This window comes from Peribacillus simplex, assembly GCF_001578185.1.
Taxonomy (GTDB): Bacteria; Bacillota; Bacilli; order Bacillales; family DSM-1321; genus Peribacillus; species Peribacillus simplex_A.
The window spans coordinates 965,482-984,766 of sequence record NZ_CP011008.1 but is presented as its reverse complement, the minus strand read 5'-3'; the positions used below and the strand labels follow the sequence as shown (position 1 = coordinate 984,766).

Below are 19,285 nucleotides of genomic sequence, written 5' to 3'. Positions count from 1 at the left end.
TGTTTCACAAGCACTTTGTGGGGATTTTTTTCTATGTCCATAACCGTCTCCTTTTTCCCTTTCTTTACTTCTTTCAAAATAATTCGTTACATTACAATTAAATTATTTTACAATATTTACCCAAACGTTAAACCACAGCCTATTACATTAGTAATAATTAATTGACTTCCTTCTTTTACGAATCTAATATAGTTAAGTCAGCAACATGGAAGGTGGTTTATGATGAACGTTCAGGCCCTTTTGCAAATGAATACAATTTTTATTAGTATCCTAATTGAATCCCTTCCCTTCATTCTACTGGGAGTCCTTATATCTGGAATCATCCAAATGTTTGTGTCAGAAGAGATGATTGCAAGGATTATACCGAAAAATCCGATCTTATCAGTTCTATTCGCAATAGGTGCAGGGGTCTTTTTTCTTGCATGTGAGTGCGGGATCGTCCCGATTACCCGCCGTTTGATTGCTAAAGGGGTTCCTCTTTCAGCGGCCATTGCCTTTATGCTTTCTGCGCCTATTCTGAATCCGATCGTCCTGTTTTCCACCTATATTGCGTTTGGTAATAGCTGGAGCATGGTTTTCTATCGTGGTGGAATTGCATTGGTGGTCGTCTTGATCATTGCATGCATCCTATCTTTTCAATTTAAGACAAATCAGCTTAAACAGGAACATATCGAACATACACATCACAATAAACATACATTTAAAGACAAGATAACGGGGATGTTTAAACACTCGATTGAAGAGTTCTTTTCTGTTGGAAAGTACCTAATTATTGGTGCACTTCTGGCAGCTGCCATTCAAACCTTTTTGAAAACATCCCTATTGCTAGAAATTGGTCAAGGTAAATTACCCGGGAATGTAGTCATGATGGCTTTGTCTTATGTCATGTCCTTGTGTTCCCAAGCCGACGCATTTGTTGCAAGTTCTTTTAGAAGTACCTTCTCGCCCTCTTCACTAGTTGCTTTTCTTGTATTTGGGGCCATGTTTGATATTAAAAATACGATCATGCTTTTAGGTACATTCAAAACAAAATTTGTTTTATGTTTGATGGCTTATATATTTATTTCCGTCCTTGGTTTAACTTTATTGTTTATTTCTTAAAGAGGGTGTTTTATATGGGAAGATTATTCATATTACTTGGACTTACATTTTTATTCATGCATCTACACGCCTCAGGGAATATATCGAAATACATTAATATGGAATATTCTTATGTTTCACAGATTGCAATCTATATACTGGCTATGTTCACTTTAATGGGATCTTATATATTTATCAAAGAAGGAAATCAAGAAGAGTCTGAGGATTGTCAGTGCGGGCATGATCACTCCCAGGAAAACAAGAAATGGAAAAAAAACCTTACTTACACGCTATTTTTAATTCCCATTTTAACCGGCCTCTTTTTGCCTGTTGCCACAATGGACTCCAATATCGTAGAAAAAAAAGGATTTCATTTCCCCGTGTATGATGACACAGATGAATATAGCCAGCATCAATTTCTGCAGCCGGATACGAGTCTTTATTATGGCAAGGATGATTATTTAACTTTAATGGATCACTCGCTCAAAAGCTTGGCTGATCGTGATAGTCTTCATTTAACCGACAAAAACTATCTTACCGATTTAGAAGCCATCTATTACTCCCCTGGAAAGTTCGCCGGCAAACAAATAACGTTAACCGGATTTTCGTACAATTCAGATGAGCTAGCCAAAAACCAGGTATTCCTGTTTCGTTTTGGGGTCATTCACTGTGTCGCAGACTCTGGGGTATTCGGTATGCTGATCGAATTTCCTGAAGGAATGCATCCTAAAAATGATGAGTGGTATTCCGTGACGGGTGAATTGGAATCCATTTATTATCAGCCATTTAAAAAAACCATCCCTATACTCAAAGTATCATCACATAGCAAAATCGTTGAACCTGATGATCCCTACGTTTATAGACAATATTAAAAAATTAATAAAGGAAAGGTAAGGATATGTATTCTTACCTTTCTTTTTAATTACCCGACCCCAAACCTCCATTTTATGTAATGAATTTCAAGGAGACTTGTTATCCATTTCTACGGCCAAACCCTGTATTTTTGAAACTATCTTTGAACCATCCCAACCTACTTTCTGCAATTAATATAATCCGAATGTGCCCTATTTCATTGCACTTGAATCCCACTCGAGGTGACCAGACCACATTTACCTGTAACAGGATAACCTGAAAAAGGCGAATTTCATTTATTTTCTAAATGAATTTTTTTTTTATATTGTCATGTTTTTTATATTTCATAGCCTTATAATATAAATGCTACATATTTTTTTACCACATCAGGAGGAACTTTCCTAAATGAACAATTCGAAAAGCTCTTTTATTCTTGCAGGAACTATAATAGGTACCCTTGTGGCAGGAAATTCTGCTTATGCTGGTTCTTATCAAGTCAAATCAGGGGACACCCTTGATAAAATTTCTAAAGCTAATAATACGACTGTCCAAGAGTTAAAATCTCAAAACCATTTGACCAGTGCCCTTATTTTTCCCGGCCAGGTCTTGAAGGTCAATAGCCTTAACATGCAAACGGATAAAAATATAAACAAAACCGGAAAATATGTGGTTAAACTGGGGGATACTTTATCTAAAATTGCTAAAAAATATAACCTTTCCCTTAGTGCCTTGCTTAAATCAAACCCTAATATTTCGAATTCGGATCGTATTTATATTGGACAATCCATCCGTGTTTCCGGACAAGCTCCTGCATCTAGCTCTAAGGCTAAAAACAGTAATTCAAGTGATACATACACAGTCAAATCAGGGGACACCCTGGGAAAAATCGCCAGAGTCAATAATATGACTATCCAACAATTAAAGTCTGAAAACCGTTTGACTAGCACTCTTATTTTTCCCGGTCAAGTTTTGAAGGTTAATACCCTTAACAACTATACGAACAATAGTAAAAATACAACAGAAACTTATGTGGTTAAACTAGGGGATTCCTTATCGACCATCGCTAACAGATATAACCTTTCCCTTAGTGCCTTACTTAAAATAAACCCTAATATTTCTAATTCAGATCGTATTCGTATAGGCCAATCCATCCGTGTTTCCGGGAAATCATCAGTATCTTCATCTGCATCTAAAAAACCGTCCAAATTGACTTATTCCTCCAAAGCGGATCAAGTTTTGGCTGCCGGCGCAAGATACCTAGGAGCTAAGTATGTTTACGGTGCGAGCACTTCACGTACTGACATATTTGATTGCTCTTCATTCACATTAAGAGCTTTCCAAAATGCAGGTATTTCCTTGCCTCGAAATTCAGTGGCACAATCACAGGCTGGTACGGCTGTATCTCTGAAAGCCCTTCAAAAAGGGGATTTAGTATTTTTCGATACCAATAATGATGGTGTAATTAATCATGTAGGAATTTATGCCGGAAACGGTCAAATGCTGAATGCTTCCACATCTAAAGGTGTATCCTACGCTAACATTAACAATTCTTACTGGGGACCTAGTTTTGTAAAGGCTGTCCGTGTTATTAATTAAATGATGGCAATAACAATTGTTGGCTAAACATTCACTTAAAAAAATTTTATAACAAATGGAAAAAGCGTGTTTTGATAAAATGATCAAACACGCTTTTTTTCGTATGATAATGTAAATGATCCAACATTTTACATTATCGAACGAATACCGAAGGTATATTGAATGAATGTCAGTTTAACTAAAATAACTGGATCAATACTTGGGCGTCCTACCTCTGAATACATATCTTTCACCAAGTCATAAATGAAAGTGAAGTCAATGGCAGCCTCTAGTTTACGAACCAAATGGTTCGGTGGCACCAGTTGATCTAACGTAATCATTTCAAGTTGATCTCGCTGAATAGAATCATGTTTAGAAAGCATCCTCATCACCTCAAGTTTTAATACTTCTATTTTAAAACAAAAATGACTCCAGGCAAAAGTGTTCTATCTAACAGGTAAGACAAAGTTGATTGGAACAGGTGTACGAGACTCCTGCTTAGAAAAGCGCGTCTAGGGGAGACACCAAAGGCGAAAGCTGAGGAGGCTCCCCGACCGCCCGCGGAAAGCGAGTGCCCTACGTTCCAATCAACGTCCAAATTGTACAAGCCATAAAAATAGACAAACTCGATTTTCATCGAGTTTGTCTACAGTCTGAGGCCTTCTCCGATAGAAGGCCTATAGGTATTAATTTTGTTTTTCTTGCGTCTCAAGATACTGCCTTATTTTATTAAGATACTCTGGTCCATCCATTTGATCTTTCACGATCATTTCTATAAGGGAAAGTTTTTCGGCGTTCATTTCCTGAGCCTTCTTGATGGCATCATCCAGTTCTCCATTCGTCCTGACTCTCGCAGTGAAGGCCTCCTCGCCAAATGCTTCAGCTAGCTTTGTATATTCCCACTCTGGTATCTCGTTATATTCCTGTTTTTCTATATCGACTTTTACGTTTAAGAATTTTTCTATCGTATAGCCGTTATTGTTGAGGATGAACACGATGGGTTTGCAGCCGTTCTCCAACATCGAGCTTATTTCCTGCGCTGTCAGCTGTATCGAACCGTCACCAGTAAACAAAAGTACACGACGGTTTCTATCTGCTATACAAGCCCCAAAAGCAGCGGGTGTCGCATAACCAATACTCTGCCAGCCTCCCTGAGCTATATAGGTCGCCCCTTTTGGCAATCTAACCTGTGACATACCATAATAGAATGTTCCTGTTTCAGTGACCACAATGTCATGTTCCTTCAACATTTGCTGAATTCGAGGATAATAAGAGGCCGCTTCCAGTGGTGCTGTTGGGTCTCCGACCATTGTGTCATACGGAAACGAGGTTGTTCCAACAGATTCCTTCTGCCGGTAGCCAATTTCTTTGAGGGCATTTAGAACATCTTCACCATTGACATTCATATAGCTGGCAACTCCCACTTTTAAGGAGTCAGGTTGAACCTCTATCATTTTCAGCGGATTAAGCTTTGCTGTACCTTTGGATGTATTGACGTCTGACCAAACAGCACCTACTGCAATGATACAATCCGCTTCCTCAACGGCCTGAGCTACCTCCTTACTTCCAAAAGCTCCGCCGTATACACCAATATAAAGGGGATGACTCTCATCAAACACGCTTTTCCCCTGCATTAACGAAGCGACTGGAACATTTAACTGCTCAGCCAGTTGCTGCACGGATCCTTGCAAGTTATAACGAAGTGTTTTCATATCTACAAGCAGGACTGCTTTTTTTACATCCTCTAACATTTTCCTTATATGCTCCACTGCTGACTGCAATGCATCGTCATTCGTTTTGGTCTTATTTTGGGAAGGTTCGGTGTGGGAAATCACCGGTTTTGTAATGAGATCGATGGCCGCTACCAAATAAACGGGCTTTTTCTTTTCCTTCGCAATTCTGATCGCTTCCGGTATCTCCCTACCCGCATTTTCTGGTGTAAGAATCGCCGTATAACTGGTGATATGCTCATAAACCTTACGGAAAACATCAAAATCTCCATCCATTAACGTATGATGGGCAAGCTCTTTCTCCTTTTGGATCATGGACTTTGGTGAGCCGACAATATGAATGAGCGGCACATTTTCACTGTACGCACCAGCAACTGCATTGCATGCACTCATCTCACCAACGCCAAAGGTGGTGATAAGTGCCGCCATGCCCTTCACCCGGGCATAGGCGTCCGCAGCGTATCCAGCATTGAGTTCATTTCGTCCATTTATGAACTCAATCCCATCGTAATCTTCCAAAGTATCTAGCAATGAAAAATTATAGTCTCCGGGTACACCAAAAATCTCTGTAATGCCCTCTGCTTTTAAGCAGTCGTATAAATATTGTCCCAAGGTTCTGTTTCCAGCCAAGTCAATCACTCCTTCAATTGATTCATCTCTACTTTATTAATACCCAAACATAAGTAGGTTAACCGTATAAGTATCCATATAAATAAGAGCTGCCTTCGCTAACCTATTAATCTATTTTGAACTTTGAGGGTGATATTGTCCTGGAATGGTGTGGAAATCTTTAACCACTCAAAGGGAAGAGGATGCTTTTAAAGGTGTTGAAGAAAATTCATTATTCCCAACCATTCCAAAAACGAACTGCTACCGGAGCTACTGCCTACTATAAAAATGCGGATTTCAAAAAAAACGATTCAATTCCAAATCGAAGAGTCTGAAAATTCTTGATTTCACCTCTAATTTTGATTTATATTTGAATCAACCGAAAAAGCGGACAAGGGGGAAAATGATGAGTGAAAACAATGTGAAAAGAGTTTTGGAAACCATCATCAGCACATCGAATAATAATATTACCGTGACTGATGAAAAGGGATTCATTTTATTTACGAATCCTAACCATTGGTGGATTTATGGAATTGAACCCGACCATTATCTTGGAAAATCCGTATATCAGCTCGAAACGGAAGGAATACTTACGCCTTCAATATCTGCCATGGTATTGAAAGAGAAAACACCTGTTCAAATCATGCAGCATACGAAGACGGGAAAGATCGTCATGTCGACTGCCTATCCCATCTTTGATGATGATGGTGAATTGATTCGGGTCGTCAGTTATGCCCAAGATCAAACTGAAATCAGAAACCTCCAGGACCAGTACGGTCAATTGGAGAAAAAGATTCAAGAATATCAATCGGAGGTCGAGGAACTGAGGGAACAGGAGGAGCTGATCTATCGCAGCAAAGAAATGCGGCAAATCGCCAAAACGATACTCCGTGTTTCCAAAACGGATGCCACTGTCATGCTTCTTGGGGAATCGGGGGTGGGCAAGAGCGTTTTCGCCCGCCGGCTACATAATCAGAGTTACCGCAGCAAAGAGCCATTCATCGAAGTCAACTGCAGTACCATTCCAGAAAGTCTCTTTGAATCTGAAATGTTTGGATACGAAGCGGGATCCTTCACCGGTGCGCAAAAGCATGGTAAGCAAGGGCTGATTGAACAGGCAGACAATGGAACCTTATTTCTGGATGAAATCGGGGAGCTCCCCCTGGATATGCAAGTGAAATTATTAAATGTCCTACAGGAGAAGACTTTTAAAAGGGTGGGCGGAAAAAAAGAGCATAAGATAGATTTCCGGCTTGTAACCGCAACGAATCAAAACCTTGAGGAAATGGTCGAAAAGGGCACATTCAGGCTCGATTTGTATTACCGCTTAAATGTGATTCCCGTCCATATACCGCCTTTACGGGAAAGAAAAGAAGATATTGCCATCTTAATCAATCATAATCTCGAAATCATCAACAAGAAATACAAAACAGATAAGAAGTTGCATCCTTCCACTTACGAAATCCTGATTCAGCATAAATGGTCAGGGAACGTGCGTGAATTGGAAAATCTGATTGAACGGCTCATTCTGACCTCGGAAGACTCCATCATTTTCCCAGGCTTCCTCCCTTCCCATTTCCATGGACAAGTATCTTTGGAGAAAAAAGATGATACCTTAATGATCGACCAAATGATGGTTGAGGATCGTGATCTCAAAACCGCTCTTGAACAAGTGGAAAAATGGATGATGATGAAAGCAAGTAAACAATGTAAATCCACATATGAAATGGCAAAATTCTTAGGTATAAGCCAGCCTTCAGTCGTTAGGAAAATGAAGAAATATAAAGGTCAATTACCCATTACGTAAAAGTAAACTAAAAGAATATTTCACTGCAATCTAATAAGAGACCTTCACATGAAGGTCTCTTATTTCTCTTATTTATTTGACACGCCTGCCGAGTCAAATGTTGCCATTTCTTTAAGGACCAATGTCGCTGCCTTTAGGATCGGGTATGCCACTGCGGCCCCTGTTCCTTCTCCGATTCTCATTCCTATATCGAGGATCGGCTCCTTACCAAGCAATTGTATGGCTGTTCTATGACCTGGTTCAGCCGATCGATGTCCAACAAACATATAATCTGCTGCATGTTCAGAAATGAGGTTGGCCAATACAGCGGCCGTGGTTGTAATGAAACCATCAACAAGAATGGGTATACGGTTATTCGCTGCAGCGATCATGGCCCCTGCCATACCTGCAATTTCGTATCCACCGATTTTCATCAAAATATCGATTGGATCATCAGGACTAGGTTTTCTTAACGAAATCGCTTTTTCAATTATTCTTTGCTTATGTAAAATACCTTCAGACTTCAAACCTGTTCCCTGTCCCACTAGCAATTCGGAGCTTTTCCCGCTTACGACGGAAATGATGGCGGAACTGGATGTCGTATTTCCGATTCCCATTTCACCAAGAATCAGGCAGTTCACTCCACGGGCAATCATTTTCTGTGCACGATCATATCCAATTTCAAGCGCTTGAAGTGCTTCTTCCTTTGTCATCGCATCTTCTTTATAAAAGTTTCTAGTTCCACGGCGGACTTTTCTCGAAGTTAATTCCGGAGCCTCGATATCTGCATCGATCCCTATATCGACAATGTCCAAGTAAGCATCTATCGCACGGCTGAGTACATTGATGGCGGCTCCATCATTCAGGAAATTGAGTGCCATTTGTTCCGTCACTTCTTTTGGATATGCCGACACCCCTTCTTCCGTAATTCCGTGGTCGGCTGCAAACACGATAACACCCGGTTTAGAAATGTCCGGAAAGGCCTCTCCTGTCATCTTGGCCAATTCGATTATCCATTCCTCAAGTCGTCCTAAGCTTCCCTGAGGAACCGTCAGTGAATCGACATGGCCTTTTACCTGCCGTCCCATATCCTCATCCAACATCGGGATGGAAATGGCGGCTAACCCATTCGTCATATTAAAAACCTCCATAATCCAAAATGAAAAACCTTAACCATCGGAAAAGGTTATTATCCATAAATACAACTTAGTCAATATAATTATCCTCTAAACTTTAACATGTGTACACACTAAGATCCATTTACTTCGGGACCCCTATTTCATTTAATGGATAGATGCGAAATTCCACTTTTCCCACAAGTGATTCCTCTGAAATAAAACCAAATCTTCTTCCATCCCAACTTTTCCTGCGATTGTCCCCCATGACAAATAAGTGACCAACAGGTACCTTGGATTTCCCAAGTAAATCATTCAGGGTGAAATTCTCCGTCAGATTTTCTTCAGGTGGAATTTCCTCTTTTTTCGTTTTCAAATATGGTTCTGTATACTCTATTCCATTAATAAACAGCATATCATCCTTCATTTCGATACTGTCACCTGGTAAACCGATCACCCTTTTTATATACTTCGCATCTGCGTCCGGTGCATTAAATACAACCATATCGAAACGTTCTGGCTTTCCGATTTTAGTTACCACGATCCGGTCATCGTTTTCATAAGTCGGCTCCATTGATTTACCCTTGACGGTAACTGGCGTAAATAAAAACTGTTGGCAAATAAACACGATCATAAAAGCGAATAAGATAGATTTCAACCAAGAGAACACTTCAGCTTTCATATCATTCTTCATAGCGACTCCCTCCCATCTATTGTGAACGGCTAACATTTGAAACCAATGCATGCAGCGTCAAGACCAATTTTTTAGCTCTGTTACTCCCTTAATGCTGAGTTTTGCCGGTCGGTGTTAAGAGGAGATATTCTAAAAGAAATATCTGGAAAAATTGTAACATATCCATTTATCGCTTGCGAGAATTAATCATTTTTATTATCGGGGGCGCAAAGAAATCTAAAAATATATCGAAAAAAGGATAGCGAATTTCAGCTATCCTTTTACTTCATATCCAATCCTTGCTCCAAAAATCCTTAAATGTTGAACCTTAGTATTTATTCCAAGTCAATAAAGTATCTAGTGGCAAACGGACTTTTTCAAATCCTGCTTTAGTTCCTTTTCCAAGGGAGATTAACATGACAGGTTTGAATTTTTCCGGTACATTGAATGCATCCACAAATTTGGCTTCATCGAACCCTCCCATAGGGACTGTATCGTATCCTTTTGCTTTTGCCGCTAACATGATCTGCATGGAAACCAAGCCACCGTCAATCATGGCTACACTTAAAGCCTTTTCAGCAGAAAAGTTACCGTAATTATGGATGATGGAAGCTACAAATGGCTCTTTGATTTCATTCTTCATGATCCCTTTATCCACCAATTCACCATAAATTCGCTCAGCTTTTTTGTAACCTTCTATATCAGCTAAAACGGCAATGACCGCAGAGGCATCAACAATTTGTTGTTGGTTATTTGCAATGGGCAGCAATTCTTGTTGGGTTTGCTTATCTTGAATCACAAGGAATCTCCATGGCTGTAAGTTTGAAGAAGACGGCGCCTGAATCGCAACCTCCAGGATTTCTCTAATTTCTTCTTCAGTCATCACGTATTCAGCATCGTATTGGCGAACAGATCTCCGTTCTTTTGCGACCGTAAGGAAGTCTGTATCAGTAAGGACCTTCGGCTTTTCTAGCGGTATATTCAATTCTTTCGATTTATTTAGGTACTCTTCTTTACTCATTGTATTTTTTGTCATTTATAATGACCTCCATTTAACTGTGTATATTACAGGAACAGTATATTACGGATACTGTTCTTTTGTCAAATACAGTTTAAGAAAAACGAAACCCTATTAGTTTCGTTTTTCACTTTAAGATTTTGATAGTAAATCAGCAATCGTCTTTTGTTCCAAGCCTTGTATAATCCAGCTCTCCATCTCGTTTTTCAAACCGCATAAAGCGTCGCGAGAAGAAGGCTGAAAGCATTTTTTATCATTCACTTCAAGAAAGCCCTTTGAAAAAGGTTCGGATTTAATTGCAGCGTATATATCTGCAAGTATGATTTGTTCGGGATTTTTGGCTAGTGAATATCCGCCATCCCTGCCTTCCTTCGCTTGAATCAGCCCTGCCTTAACTAAATTACTTAATATTTTTCTGAGAAAACCCGACTCCGAATCAAGCTTATCGGCCAATTTAGCACTATTACATAATCCATCCTGATCTGCAAGAACGAGCAGAGCTTGTACTGCAAGACTAAACCACATTATACTGGATACCTTTTCAGACATTTCTTTCACCTCTCCTCTACTTTAAACTATTTTTCAATGAATATAAAACGCTGCATCGAAAAATTCTTCCTAAAACCTCTTTTAAATGAACAGCCATGCGGGAAAGCTTGCAGACCCTTTTGGACCGATAGGAGTTTTTCGGAGCAGTGATAGTAATGGGAAGTAGAATCTGTCACCAAAATGAATGGATGAACACAGTACTCCCACTTGGCGTATTTTATATCACCTTCCATTAAATGCTTTTCCCCATTTTACAAAAACCAGGAAAAAAATGGACTAGTTATTTGTCCAAAATAGTTTTTTTTGGAATATGGTAAACTAACTTAATAGAATTTTCACTCAGGAAGTGTTAATGAATGATGCTAAAGACCCTCTCATCACGACTATAAGCTGGTTATTGGCTTGGAACGGAAATTAATGATCATGGCCCTCTTGGTTTTGTTCATAGCTGCTTCAGGGTATGCCCATTCTTGGGTGGTCGGTAAAATTTTCAAGATGGGGAAAGGGGGATATCATCACCTTGACATTTACAGGAGGAATGCGAAGCATCAGTGCAGGATCCGTTCTTGCGAATACCTATTTCCCTGCTGCCGTCACTGTAACCGTTGTACTTGGTATGCATTTTCAGCAAATGCTCGCTTCCTTTTTTGGCTTCATTTTGGAGAAGCATTCCACCGTTGTTCGAAAGAAGGGTGATTCAGTGAAGATTATTTCCTAAGCATCCTTTTTCCCTTTCATTTAATTTCCAATTATAATAGACTAGTGGAACTTATTAACATGATTATCCATGAAAAATAAACAATCGGAGGTAATGAAGATGAAAATTGTTGCAATAGTGGGAAGTATTCGTAAAGAGTCTTACAACCTAAAGCTTGCCAAATATATTCAAACTAGATATCAAGATCGTTTTGATCTCGAAATCTTAAACATTCGGGACCTTCCTTTTTATGATCAAGATATTGAAAATGAGCCTCCTGCAGTCGTGAAAGAATTTAAAAGCAAAGTGGCTGATGCAGACGCAGTCCTATGGGTAACGCCTGAATACAATGGTACGATTCCAGGCGTATTGGGCAATGCAATCGATTGGTTGTCACGTGTGGATAAAGTCTTGATTGGCAAACCTTCATGGATCATGGGTGCGTCAATGGGGCAATTAGGAACGGTTAAAGCTCAATTGCATTTACGTGAAATCCTATTCGCTCTAGGCATCTCCTCCCCGCTCCTTCCCGGGAATGAAGTATACGTCGGAGCCGTGCATGACAAATTCAATGACGAAGGCAGTCTTACACATGAGTCGACTGTCCAGTTTATCGATACGGTCGTCGATAACTTCATTAGCTGGTATAATCATCATACTCGTTAATGCTTTTAAGACAAGAATCCCAGCAGATCGCTCCTGCTGGGATTCTTGCTGCTTCATTCATGAGTTAAATGAGCCTTGATGGCAGTGCTCCTTCTCGATTTAAATCCTGCCTTTTCCAGGCAGATACATTCATCCTCTTCCAGCTTGGAATGAAGGATATTTCGTCATCCCGCCATCAGCAAATAAAGTGATGCCCGTTACATAACTGGATTCTGAAGATGCCAGCCATACGGCAACCGCGGCAATCTCCTCAGGCTTTCCGATATACCCCATTGGAATCATGCTTTCCAGATCCTTTTTCTTTTCGGGATCTTCAAGTTTGTCGGCATTAATTGGCGTGGCGATGGCTCCAGGTCCAATGCTGTTCACACGAATCCCTTTCGGTGCATATTCAAGCGCCAGGGTTTCCGTAAGCAACTTCACACCGCCCTTGCTTGCCGCGTAATGTACGAATAAAGGCCAGGGAATCATCTCATGTACACTGGACATGTTTATCACATTCCCTTTAAGATTGTTCTCGACAAAATACTTGATCGCTTCACGGCAGCCTAAGAAATTACCTGTTAAATTGGTGTCGATTACCCTATTCCAGTCGCTTAACGGCATCTCGTGAGATGGAACGGCATTTTCTACTCCTGCATTATTAATGAATATATCAAGTTTCCCGAATTCCTTTACCGCAGATCGAACAATGTTAATCATATCTTCTTCAACCGTGACATCACATTTCACTGCAATAGCTTCCCCACCATTGTTTTTGATTTCTTCCAATACACTGTCCGCTTCCTCTGATTTAGTGCGATAATTAACCACGACCTTTGCCTTTTCCTGAACAAAGCGAATGGCCATCGCCTTTCCTAAACCAGTGGATGAACCGGTTATAACAACGACCTTACCCTCTAAATCTGTATACATTTAATCACCCTCCAATTAACTTTTTGCCAATCCGAGCATAATCCCGGCTATGATAATCAAGATAATTCCTATAACGATTCCAATTAGTTGGCGCTTCGTTTTCTTTTCACGTAATATGATAATCCCGCCGAGAGTTGATATGACTATGCCCATTTGAGAAAGGGAAAAACTCGTAGCCACTCCAACACGGGGCTGGGATATGAATAAAAACATGTTCCCTGCAGCCCATATCAGTCCGGGAATGATATTGCGGATCGTATATTTGTTAAACGGTTTATGTTTAAAGGTCAATAATAGACCGCCTATCACCATCCCGATCGCTTGAGGGAACAATGCTGACCAGCCATTAACATTGAAAAGCCGGGCTACGACCACATAGACCAAATAACCGAATGTCGAGATGAGGAGAATAATGATTCCTTTCTTCAAGTTTCCCGATTTGCCCTCTTTTGATTCTTTATCTTCCAAGGAGGTCAAGACAATTCCTATAATAATGAAAACTAGTGCCAAAACGCCTAAAATGACCGCTTTCATAGTAGACCATTCGTGAAAAACAATGACCCCGAATAAAGTCGTTGAAATGAGCTGTAATCCAGTTGATATCGGCATCGTTTTGGAAACACCCATTAAATCAATGCTCTTAAGCTGATTAGCTTGTCCAACGGCCCAAAACAATCCAGAAACGATCCCGACGCCAAACACCAAAAGTGACAACTTGATATCGGCAAAAATATAAACACCAATTGAGAAAATCAAGGCGCCAATCGTTGTACCTAGTGTTTGACTATAGGGTCCCCCCCCAAGTTTCACATTAAATAAAACGATGCTTCCCCAGAATAATGCAGGCAAGAGAGCTAATAATATATCCATCTTCAACCCCCATATATGTATGTACTAACGGAAATTTCATTTTATATTCTCTTAATATGTTGTTCGCAATATTCGAATTGAGCCTCGGTAATTTTATCCAGTTCCCGCAGAAATAGTGTTCAACACAAAAAGGGCTGCAGTCTTAGCCCTTTTTGACAATAGTGATATTAATTGTGTTATGATGCTGCATGTCCATTTCCGAATCATCACTACCTTGAAATAATCATTTTCCTAAACAGCCGTCAATTCCGATAAAGATGAGGGAGAACAGAGGTCAGAAAGAAAGGAGCAAATCCCCTCCCACTTTTTGTTTCTTTTACATCCTCTCTCTTATATAAAAAAAGTCACAAAGAATATACTGGGAAGGTATTCAGATTTATCGAAATGATCATGAAAGTTTGTGAATCAAGAGCCAGCATGACCCCAAGCATGCTCCTATCAGTGTTGTTGAAAGAGACTCCATAACCGTGTTAAACCGAATGGCCTTCCGCTGATTGATGCTGCCACTGCACATATTGAGATGGCCAGAACGGTAAAACCGCAGCTTGCCGGGCAACAGGAATGGCAGCATTAAACTTGCCGTTATGCTTAACATCATGACCATGCATTTATCCAGGCTAACAACAATATGATTATTGTGAAATATTCTAGTTAGCAAATGCATAATCCAGTAGCCTATATGTTATGAAAGATGAAGTATCCCCTCATCTTACTGAGCAATAATAGTTATTGTGAATTTAATGAGCTATGAATGAATGATCTTATTATATCGGGGGCGTTAGTTGGAAAAAAGACAGCCGTAGTGCTGTCTTTTTAATTATGAGATTATAAATATATACGAACAGAGCCCAATAAAAAAGCAAACCATATATAGGTTTGCTTCCAGACTGTAGACAAACTCTAGGAAAATCGAGTTTGTCTATTTTTTATGAGTTGTACAATTTGGCCGTTGATTTCCACTCCAGGCACTCGCTTTCCGCGGGCGGTCGGGGAGCCTCCTCGGCTTTCGCCTGCGGGGTCTCCCCTAGACGCGCTTTTCCCGCAGGAGTCTCGTACCTTCCGTTCCAATCAACTTTGTCTTATCTTTTAGGTAAACACTTTTGCCCTGAGTCGCTTTTGTTTTAAAATAGAAGTATTAAAACTTGAGGTGATGAGGATGCTTTCGAAACATAATTCTATTCAGCGAGATCAACTTGAAATGATTACGTTAGATCAACTGGTGCCACCGAACCATTTGGTTCGTAAACTAGAGGCTGCCATTGACTTCACTTTCATTTATGACTTGGTGAAAGATATGTATTCAGAGGTAGGACGCCCAAGTATTGATCCAGTTATTTTAGTTAAACTGACATTCATTCAATATACCTTCGGTATTCGTTCCATGCGTAAAACGATTGAAGAAGTTGAAACTAATATGGCTTACCGTTGGTTCTTAGGCTATGGTTTCCATGATAAAGTACCTCATTTCTCTACGTTTGGGAAAAATTATGAGCGACGCTTTAAAGATACAGACCTGTTTGAACAGATTTTCTATCGCATTTTAATGACAGCTGCTAATAAAAAGTTAATAAGTGCTGAACACGTTTTCGTGGATTCCACACATGTGAAAGCCAGTGCGAATAAACGGAAATTTGAAAAGAAAATCGTTCGTAAAGAAACACGAGCGTATCAAGGGCGTCTTCAAGAAGAAATCAATCAAGATCGTGAAAACCATGGAAAGAAGCCTTTTCCATCAGATAAATTTGATAAAGAAGAGACCAAAGAGATTAAAGAAAGTACAACGGATTCTGAGAGTGGCTACTATGTGAAAGATGAACGAACAAAACAGTTTGCCTATTCATTCCACGCGGCCGAAGACCGCAACGGTTTTATATTGGGAACGATTGTAACACCTGGAAATATACATGACAGTCAGATCTTAGAGCCACTAGTTGAACAAGTGATTGAGAAAATTGGAAAACCGGAAGCCGTTGCCGCAGATGCAGCTTATAAAACACCAGCGATTACAAGCTACCTTTTTAACAAAGAAATCATACCGGCTTTACCTTATACACGTCCTCGCACCAAAGAAGGATTTTTCCGCAAACAGGACTATGTATACGATGAACATTTTGATTGTTACCTTTGTCCTTCGGGAGAGCTATTAAAGTACTCAACAACCAATAAAGAGGGCTATCGCGAGTATAAATCACCCAAACACACTTGTGCGACATGCTCATTTTTATCTCAGTGTACAGAAAGCAAAGACCATCAAAAAGTGGTGACACGGCATATTTGGCAAACACATGTGGAAGAAGCAGATCATCTGCGTCATCATCAAGATGTAAAAACTATATATGCGAAACGTAAAGAAACGATTGAGCGTGTATTCGCAGATGCAAAAGAAAAGCATGGTATGCGTTGGACAACTTTAAGGGGACTTAAAAAATTGTCGATGCAGGCGATGCTTACTTTCGCTGCCATTAATTTAAAGAAGATGGCCAATTGGACATGGGGAGGTCCAAAAATGGCCTAACATAGTGGGCTCGTAGAACCCCAATCTCCTAACTTCAGGCAAAAATTCAAAGGGCATCTCAAAAAGGGGTTCGGAATTTTTTAATTCCGAACCCCTTTTGTCTACAAACTGAAAGCAAACCATATGTAGGTTTGCTTCTTTTCTTAGATAATGGAACTTACTTCTTCAAATGATAGGGAACTGTCGCAACAACTACATTTCTTCTATAAAGCAAGTAGGCCTTAATCAGTAAACTTGATTGGTTATGAAGAATATTGTGCCAGCCTTTCTTCGGAATAAATTGCGGGATTATTACCGTAACTTTATAGTTGGATTCACTCGCTTTATGTTCAACTGTATCCACGAATTTAGTTAATGGCTGTATGATACTCCTGTAATAAGAGTTTAGTGTGACGAGTCTAACATCTGGCTGCCACTTTTTCCACTTTTCTTCAAATTTCTTTTCATCTTCTCTTTCAAAAGCAACATAAACGGCAATGACCTGATGTGCTGATAGAGATTTAGCATAATTTAAAGAGTTCTCAACCACATGAGTTATACCGGCCACAGGCACAATAATGATATTCCCTTCTATTGGCAGGATGGGCTCACAAGTTGTAATCCTTAGCTGATCTCCGACTGCTTCATAATGCTTCCTAATTCTATGAAAAATTAAAATGATGATAGGTAAAAAAATCAAAACAGGCCAAACCTGAGTAAATTTGGTTAAAAAGAATATCATCGTGACGATAAAACTAATAGTGGCACCAATTGAATTAATGGTTAATTTCATGATCCAGCCTTTTGGCTTTTCGCGTATCCATTTGACAATCATCCCGGTCTGGGAAAACGTAAATGGAATAAATACCCCTACCGCATAAAGTGGAATAAGATTTTCTGTATGTCCCCCAAATGCGACTATTAAGATGATGGATGCAAGTCCTAGTATGATAATTCCATTGGAATATCCTAATCGGTCCCCTCTAATCGTAAACGCCCTTGGTATGAATTTATCTTTTGCAAGATTCACCGCAAGCAAGGGGAAAGCGGAATAGCCAGTATTGGCAGCAAGAATCAAGATCAATGCAGTCGTACCTTGAATGAAGAAATACATGAAATTCCGACCAAAGATCTCTTCAGCAATCTGCGAGACGACCGTTACCTCTGCGCTAGGAACAATGCTTAAATAGTAGGCTAAGAATACGATTCCCGTAAATAATACAGCCAGTAAGGAACCCATAGCTATTAAAGTTTTTGCAGCATTATTCGGAGCTGGGTCTTTAAAGTTCGGAATCGCATTGGAAATCGCTTCGACTCCTGTCAATGCGGAGCTTCCTGATGCAAATGCTCTTAGCAGTATGAATAAACTGATGCCCGCTACTGGAGTCCCGATTGGCGCGTGTAATTCCGGTGAGACTCCTCCTGTCAGGATTTTGTAAATTCCTACACCAATCAAGATGAACAATGCTAAAACGAACAGATACACCGGATAGGCCAAAACAGAGGCCGACTCCGTAACCCCTCTTAGGTTAAGGATGGTAAGCAGAAATACAAAAATGATGGCTATGCCTACATTATATGCATGAAGGCTGGGAAAGGCGGACGTGATGGCATCCGTACCTGCAGAAACACTTACAGCTACAGTTAAAATATAATCCACCAATAAGGATCCTCCAGCTATCAACCCTGGATTGATACCTAAATTGTTTTTTGAAACCACATAGGCTCCCCCGCCATGAGGATAAGCAAAAATGATTTGTCTATAGGACAAGATCAATGCAGCCAACAGTAACAATACTCCGATGGCGATGGGTATGGAATACCAGAATGCCGCAGCACCGACCGTGATCAGAACGATTAATATTTGCTCCGGTCCATAAGCAACCGAAGACAAAGCATCAGAAGATAATATCGCCAAAGCCTTGGTTTTGTTAAGCTTTTGATCACCTAGTGCATTTGATTTTAAAGGTCTCCCAATCAAAAACCTCTTTATAGAAGATAACATCAAGAATTCACCACCGTTTTTAAGTTATAAGTTTATGTTACCCTGCTATAGAAAAAACAAAAAAAATGGAAAAATGCCCACAAGTCATAACTAAATAGACCTGTAGACATCCACTTTTTTGTCTAACAAGCTCCACCTTCCCTCTCATATAACGCTTACGAGGTTAGCTGTCGGGTTCGGACAAGAGTAGCCCTACCTTGAAAGGATTCACCCCTTGGATTGTTAAAATAATCCCATAACGGGTCCCCCGTACCATAAGGTTTAAGCGATTTAGAAATACGAAACTGTTGATTATCATACTCCCGTGAAATAGAAAAGTAAATGAAAATTTTGCACAGTAAAATAATAATTTATTTTGAGTGAGGCTTTGTTCTGACGTATATAACATAAGTCATCCAAGTGCATGATTCGAAGGTAGGAAAAAGGTGAATAACTTGTTAAAAAAGAGAAACTTCCCAATCAATTTTTAAGAAATGAAAGAACAAAACGGTGGGTCCTTAAAGGGGAAAATTACCGAATTACGAAACTGTTTAAATCTCTAGTTTATTAACGGTTCACCTTCTTATTAAAAGGATCTGCCCCCGCTTGGATAGGATTGCAATATACAAACTCCACCCTGAAAATCAAAAATTCGCTTCTTGAAATCCACTT

Annotated in this window: 15 protein-coding genes, 1 pseudogene and 1 riboswitch; of the genes and pseudogenes, 7 read left to right on the top strand and 9 right to left on the bottom strand. The window is 39.9% G+C overall.

From position 1 onward, the window contains the following. The first annotated feature begins 219 nt into the window (after positions 1–219). The 3 genes from UP17_RS04580 (at position 220) to UP17_RS04570 (ending at position 3,528) form a co-directional block, all read left to right on the top strand. Positions 220–1,101, top strand: coding sequence for a permease (locus tag UP17_RS04580; protein ID WP_411730652.1), 882 nt, complete (start codon positions 220–222; stop codon positions 1,099–1,101). 14 nt (positions 1,102–1,115) lie between these two features. Continuing rightward, positions 1,116–1,952, top strand: coding sequence for a TIGR03943 family putative permease subunit (locus tag UP17_RS04575; RefSeq protein WP_061461849.1), 837 nt, complete (start codon positions 1,116–1,118; stop codon positions 1,950–1,952). A gap of 385 nt (positions 1,953–2,337) precedes the next feature. Next, on the top strand, positions 2,338–3,528 hold the full coding sequence (locus UP17_RS04570; protein ID WP_081108701.1) for a C40 family peptidase: 1,191 nt from the start codon (positions 2,338–2,340) through the stop codon (positions 3,526–3,528). 134 nt (positions 3,529–3,662) lie between these two features. Here UP17_RS04570 and UP17_RS04565 read toward each other — a convergent pair. Next, positions 3,663–3,890, bottom strand: a pseudogene (locus UP17_RS04565) (transposase); the annotation flags it as partial. Between the two features lie 303 nt (positions 3,891–4,193). Continuing rightward, complete coding sequence (locus UP17_RS04560; protein WP_250211757.1) at positions 4,194–5,867, bottom strand: alpha-keto acid decarboxylase family protein; 1,674 nt, start codon at positions 5,865–5,867, stop codon at positions 4,194–4,196. Between the two features lie 382 nt (positions 5,868–6,249). On the opposite strand from UP17_RS04560, the gene UP17_RS04555 reads away from it, so the two are divergent. Continuing rightward, positions 6,250–7,653 (top strand): sigma-54 interaction domain-containing protein, encoded by a 1,404-nt coding sequence (locus tag UP17_RS04555; RefSeq protein ID WP_061461846.1) that lies wholly within the window; start codon positions 6,250–6,252, stop codon positions 7,651–7,653. Positions 7,654–7,721: 68 nt separating this feature from the next. Here UP17_RS04555 and cobT read toward each other — a convergent pair whose 3' ends face one another. The 4 genes from cobT to UP17_RS04535 all read right to left on the bottom strand — a co-directional run bounded on the left by cobT (position 7,722) and on the right by UP17_RS04535 (position 10,987). Further along, entirely contained in the window at positions 7,722–8,768 is a 1,047-nt protein-coding gene (gene cobT, locus UP17_RS04550; protein ID WP_081108700.1) for a nicotinate-nucleotide--dimethylbenzimidazole phosphoribosyltransferase, read from the bottom strand. A gap of 124 nt (positions 8,769–8,892) precedes the next feature. Beyond that, complete coding sequence (lepB, locus tag UP17_RS04545; protein ID WP_061461845.1) at positions 8,893–9,441, bottom strand: signal peptidase I; 549 nt, start codon at positions 9,439–9,441, stop codon at positions 8,893–8,895. A gap of 307 nt (positions 9,442–9,748) precedes the next feature. Beyond that, positions 9,749–10,456 (bottom strand): nitroreductase family protein, encoded by a 708-nt coding sequence (locus UP17_RS04540; protein ID WP_081108699.1) that lies wholly within the window; start codon positions 10,454–10,456, stop codon positions 9,749–9,751. 114 nt (positions 10,457–10,570) lie between these two features. After that, positions 10,571–10,987: an RrF2 family transcriptional regulator gene (locus UP17_RS04535; protein ID WP_061461844.1), complete on the bottom strand. Its 417-nt coding sequence runs from the start codon at positions 10,985–10,987 to the stop codon at positions 10,571–10,573. A gap of 520 nt (positions 10,988–11,507) precedes the next feature. Between UP17_RS04535 and UP17_RS04525 the strand changes: the two genes are divergently transcribed. Then, positions 11,508–11,705: a hypothetical protein gene (locus UP17_RS04525; RefSeq protein ID WP_061461842.1), complete on the top strand. Its 198-nt coding sequence runs from the start codon at positions 11,508–11,510 to the stop codon at positions 11,703–11,705. Positions 11,706–11,804: 99 nt separating this feature from the next. Further along, positions 11,805–12,350, top strand: a complete 546-nt coding sequence (locus UP17_RS04520; protein WP_061461841.1) for an NADPH-dependent FMN reductase — start codon at positions 11,805–11,807, stop codon at positions 12,348–12,350. Between the two features lie 129 nt (positions 12,351–12,479). On the opposite strand, the gene UP17_RS04515 is transcribed toward UP17_RS04520, so the two are convergent. Together UP17_RS04515 and UP17_RS04510 are read right to left on the bottom strand one after the other, a co-directional pair. Beyond that, complete coding sequence (locus tag UP17_RS04515; protein WP_061461840.1) at positions 12,480–13,265, bottom strand: glucose 1-dehydrogenase; 786 nt, start codon at positions 13,263–13,265, stop codon at positions 12,480–12,482. 15 nt (positions 13,266–13,280) lie between these two features. Next, positions 13,281–14,135, bottom strand: coding sequence for a RhaT/GlcU family sugar-proton symporter (locus UP17_RS04510; protein ID WP_061461839.1), 855 nt, complete (start codon positions 14,133–14,135; stop codon positions 13,281–13,283). Positions 14,136–15,291: 1,156 nt separating this feature from the next. Here UP17_RS04510 and UP17_RS04505 point away from each other — a divergent pair. Then, positions 15,292–16,650, top strand: a complete 1,359-nt coding sequence (locus UP17_RS04505; protein ID WP_061461838.1) for an IS1182 family transposase — start codon at positions 15,292–15,294, stop codon at positions 16,648–16,650. A gap of 157 nt (positions 16,651–16,807) precedes the next feature. On the opposite strand, the gene UP17_RS04500 is transcribed toward UP17_RS04505, so the two are convergent. Continuing rightward, positions 16,808–18,634 carry an APC family permease gene (locus UP17_RS04500; RefSeq protein ID WP_061461837.1) on the bottom strand — a complete coding sequence of 609 codons (1,827 nt, stop codon included), beginning with the start codon at positions 18,632–18,634 and terminating at the stop codon, positions 16,808–16,810. A gap of 136 nt (positions 18,635–18,770) precedes the next feature. Beyond that, a riboswitch (cyclic di-AMP (ydaO/yuaA leader) is annotated at positions 18,771–18,912 on the bottom strand. Between the last annotated feature and the right edge of the window lie 373 nt (positions 18,913–19,285).

Coding starts and splice junctions, on each gene's coding strand:
- UP17_RS04580 (WP_411730652.1), top strand. CDS start 220: ATGATGAACGTTCAGGCCCTTTTGCAAATGAATACAATTTTTATTAGT.
- UP17_RS04575 (WP_061461849.1), top strand. CDS start 1,116: ATGGGAAGATTATTCATATTACTTGGACTTACATTTTTATTCATGCAT.
- UP17_RS04570 (WP_081108701.1), top strand. CDS start 2,338: ATGAACAATTCGAAAAGCTCTTTTATTCTTGCAGGAACTATAATAGGT.
- UP17_RS04555 (WP_061461846.1), top strand. CDS start 6,250: ATGATGAGTGAAAACAATGTGAAAAGAGTTTTGGAAACCATCATCAGC.
- cobT (WP_081108700.1), bottom strand. CDS start 8,768: ATGACGAATGGGTTAGCCGCCATTTCCATCCCGATGTTGGATGAGGAT.
- lepB (WP_061461845.1), bottom strand. CDS start 9,441: ATGAAGAATGATATGAAAGCTGAAGTGTTCTCTTGGTTGAAATCTATC.
- UP17_RS04540 (WP_081108699.1), bottom strand. CDS start 10,456: ATGACAAAAAATACAATGAGTAAAGAAGAGTACCTAAATAAATCGAAA.
- UP17_RS04535 (WP_061461844.1), bottom strand. CDS start 10,987: ATGTCTGAAAAGGTATCCAGTATAATGTGGTTTAGTCTTGCAGTACAA.
- UP17_RS04520 (WP_061461841.1), top strand. CDS start 11,805: ATGAAAATTGTTGCAATAGTGGGAAGTATTCGTAAAGAGTCTTACAAC.
- UP17_RS04515 (WP_061461840.1), bottom strand. CDS start 13,265: ATGTATACAGATTTAGAGGGTAAGGTCGTTGTTATAACCGGTTCATCC.
- UP17_RS04510 (WP_061461839.1), bottom strand. CDS start 14,135: ATGGATATATTATTAGCTCTCTTGCCTGCATTATTCTGGGGAAGCATC.
- UP17_RS04505 (WP_061461838.1), top strand. CDS start 15,292: ATGCTTTCGAAACATAATTCTATTCAGCGAGATCAACTTGAAATGATT.
- UP17_RS04500 (WP_061461837.1), bottom strand. CDS start 18,634: ATGTTATCTTCTATAAAGAGGTTTTTGATTGGGAGACCTTTAAAATCA.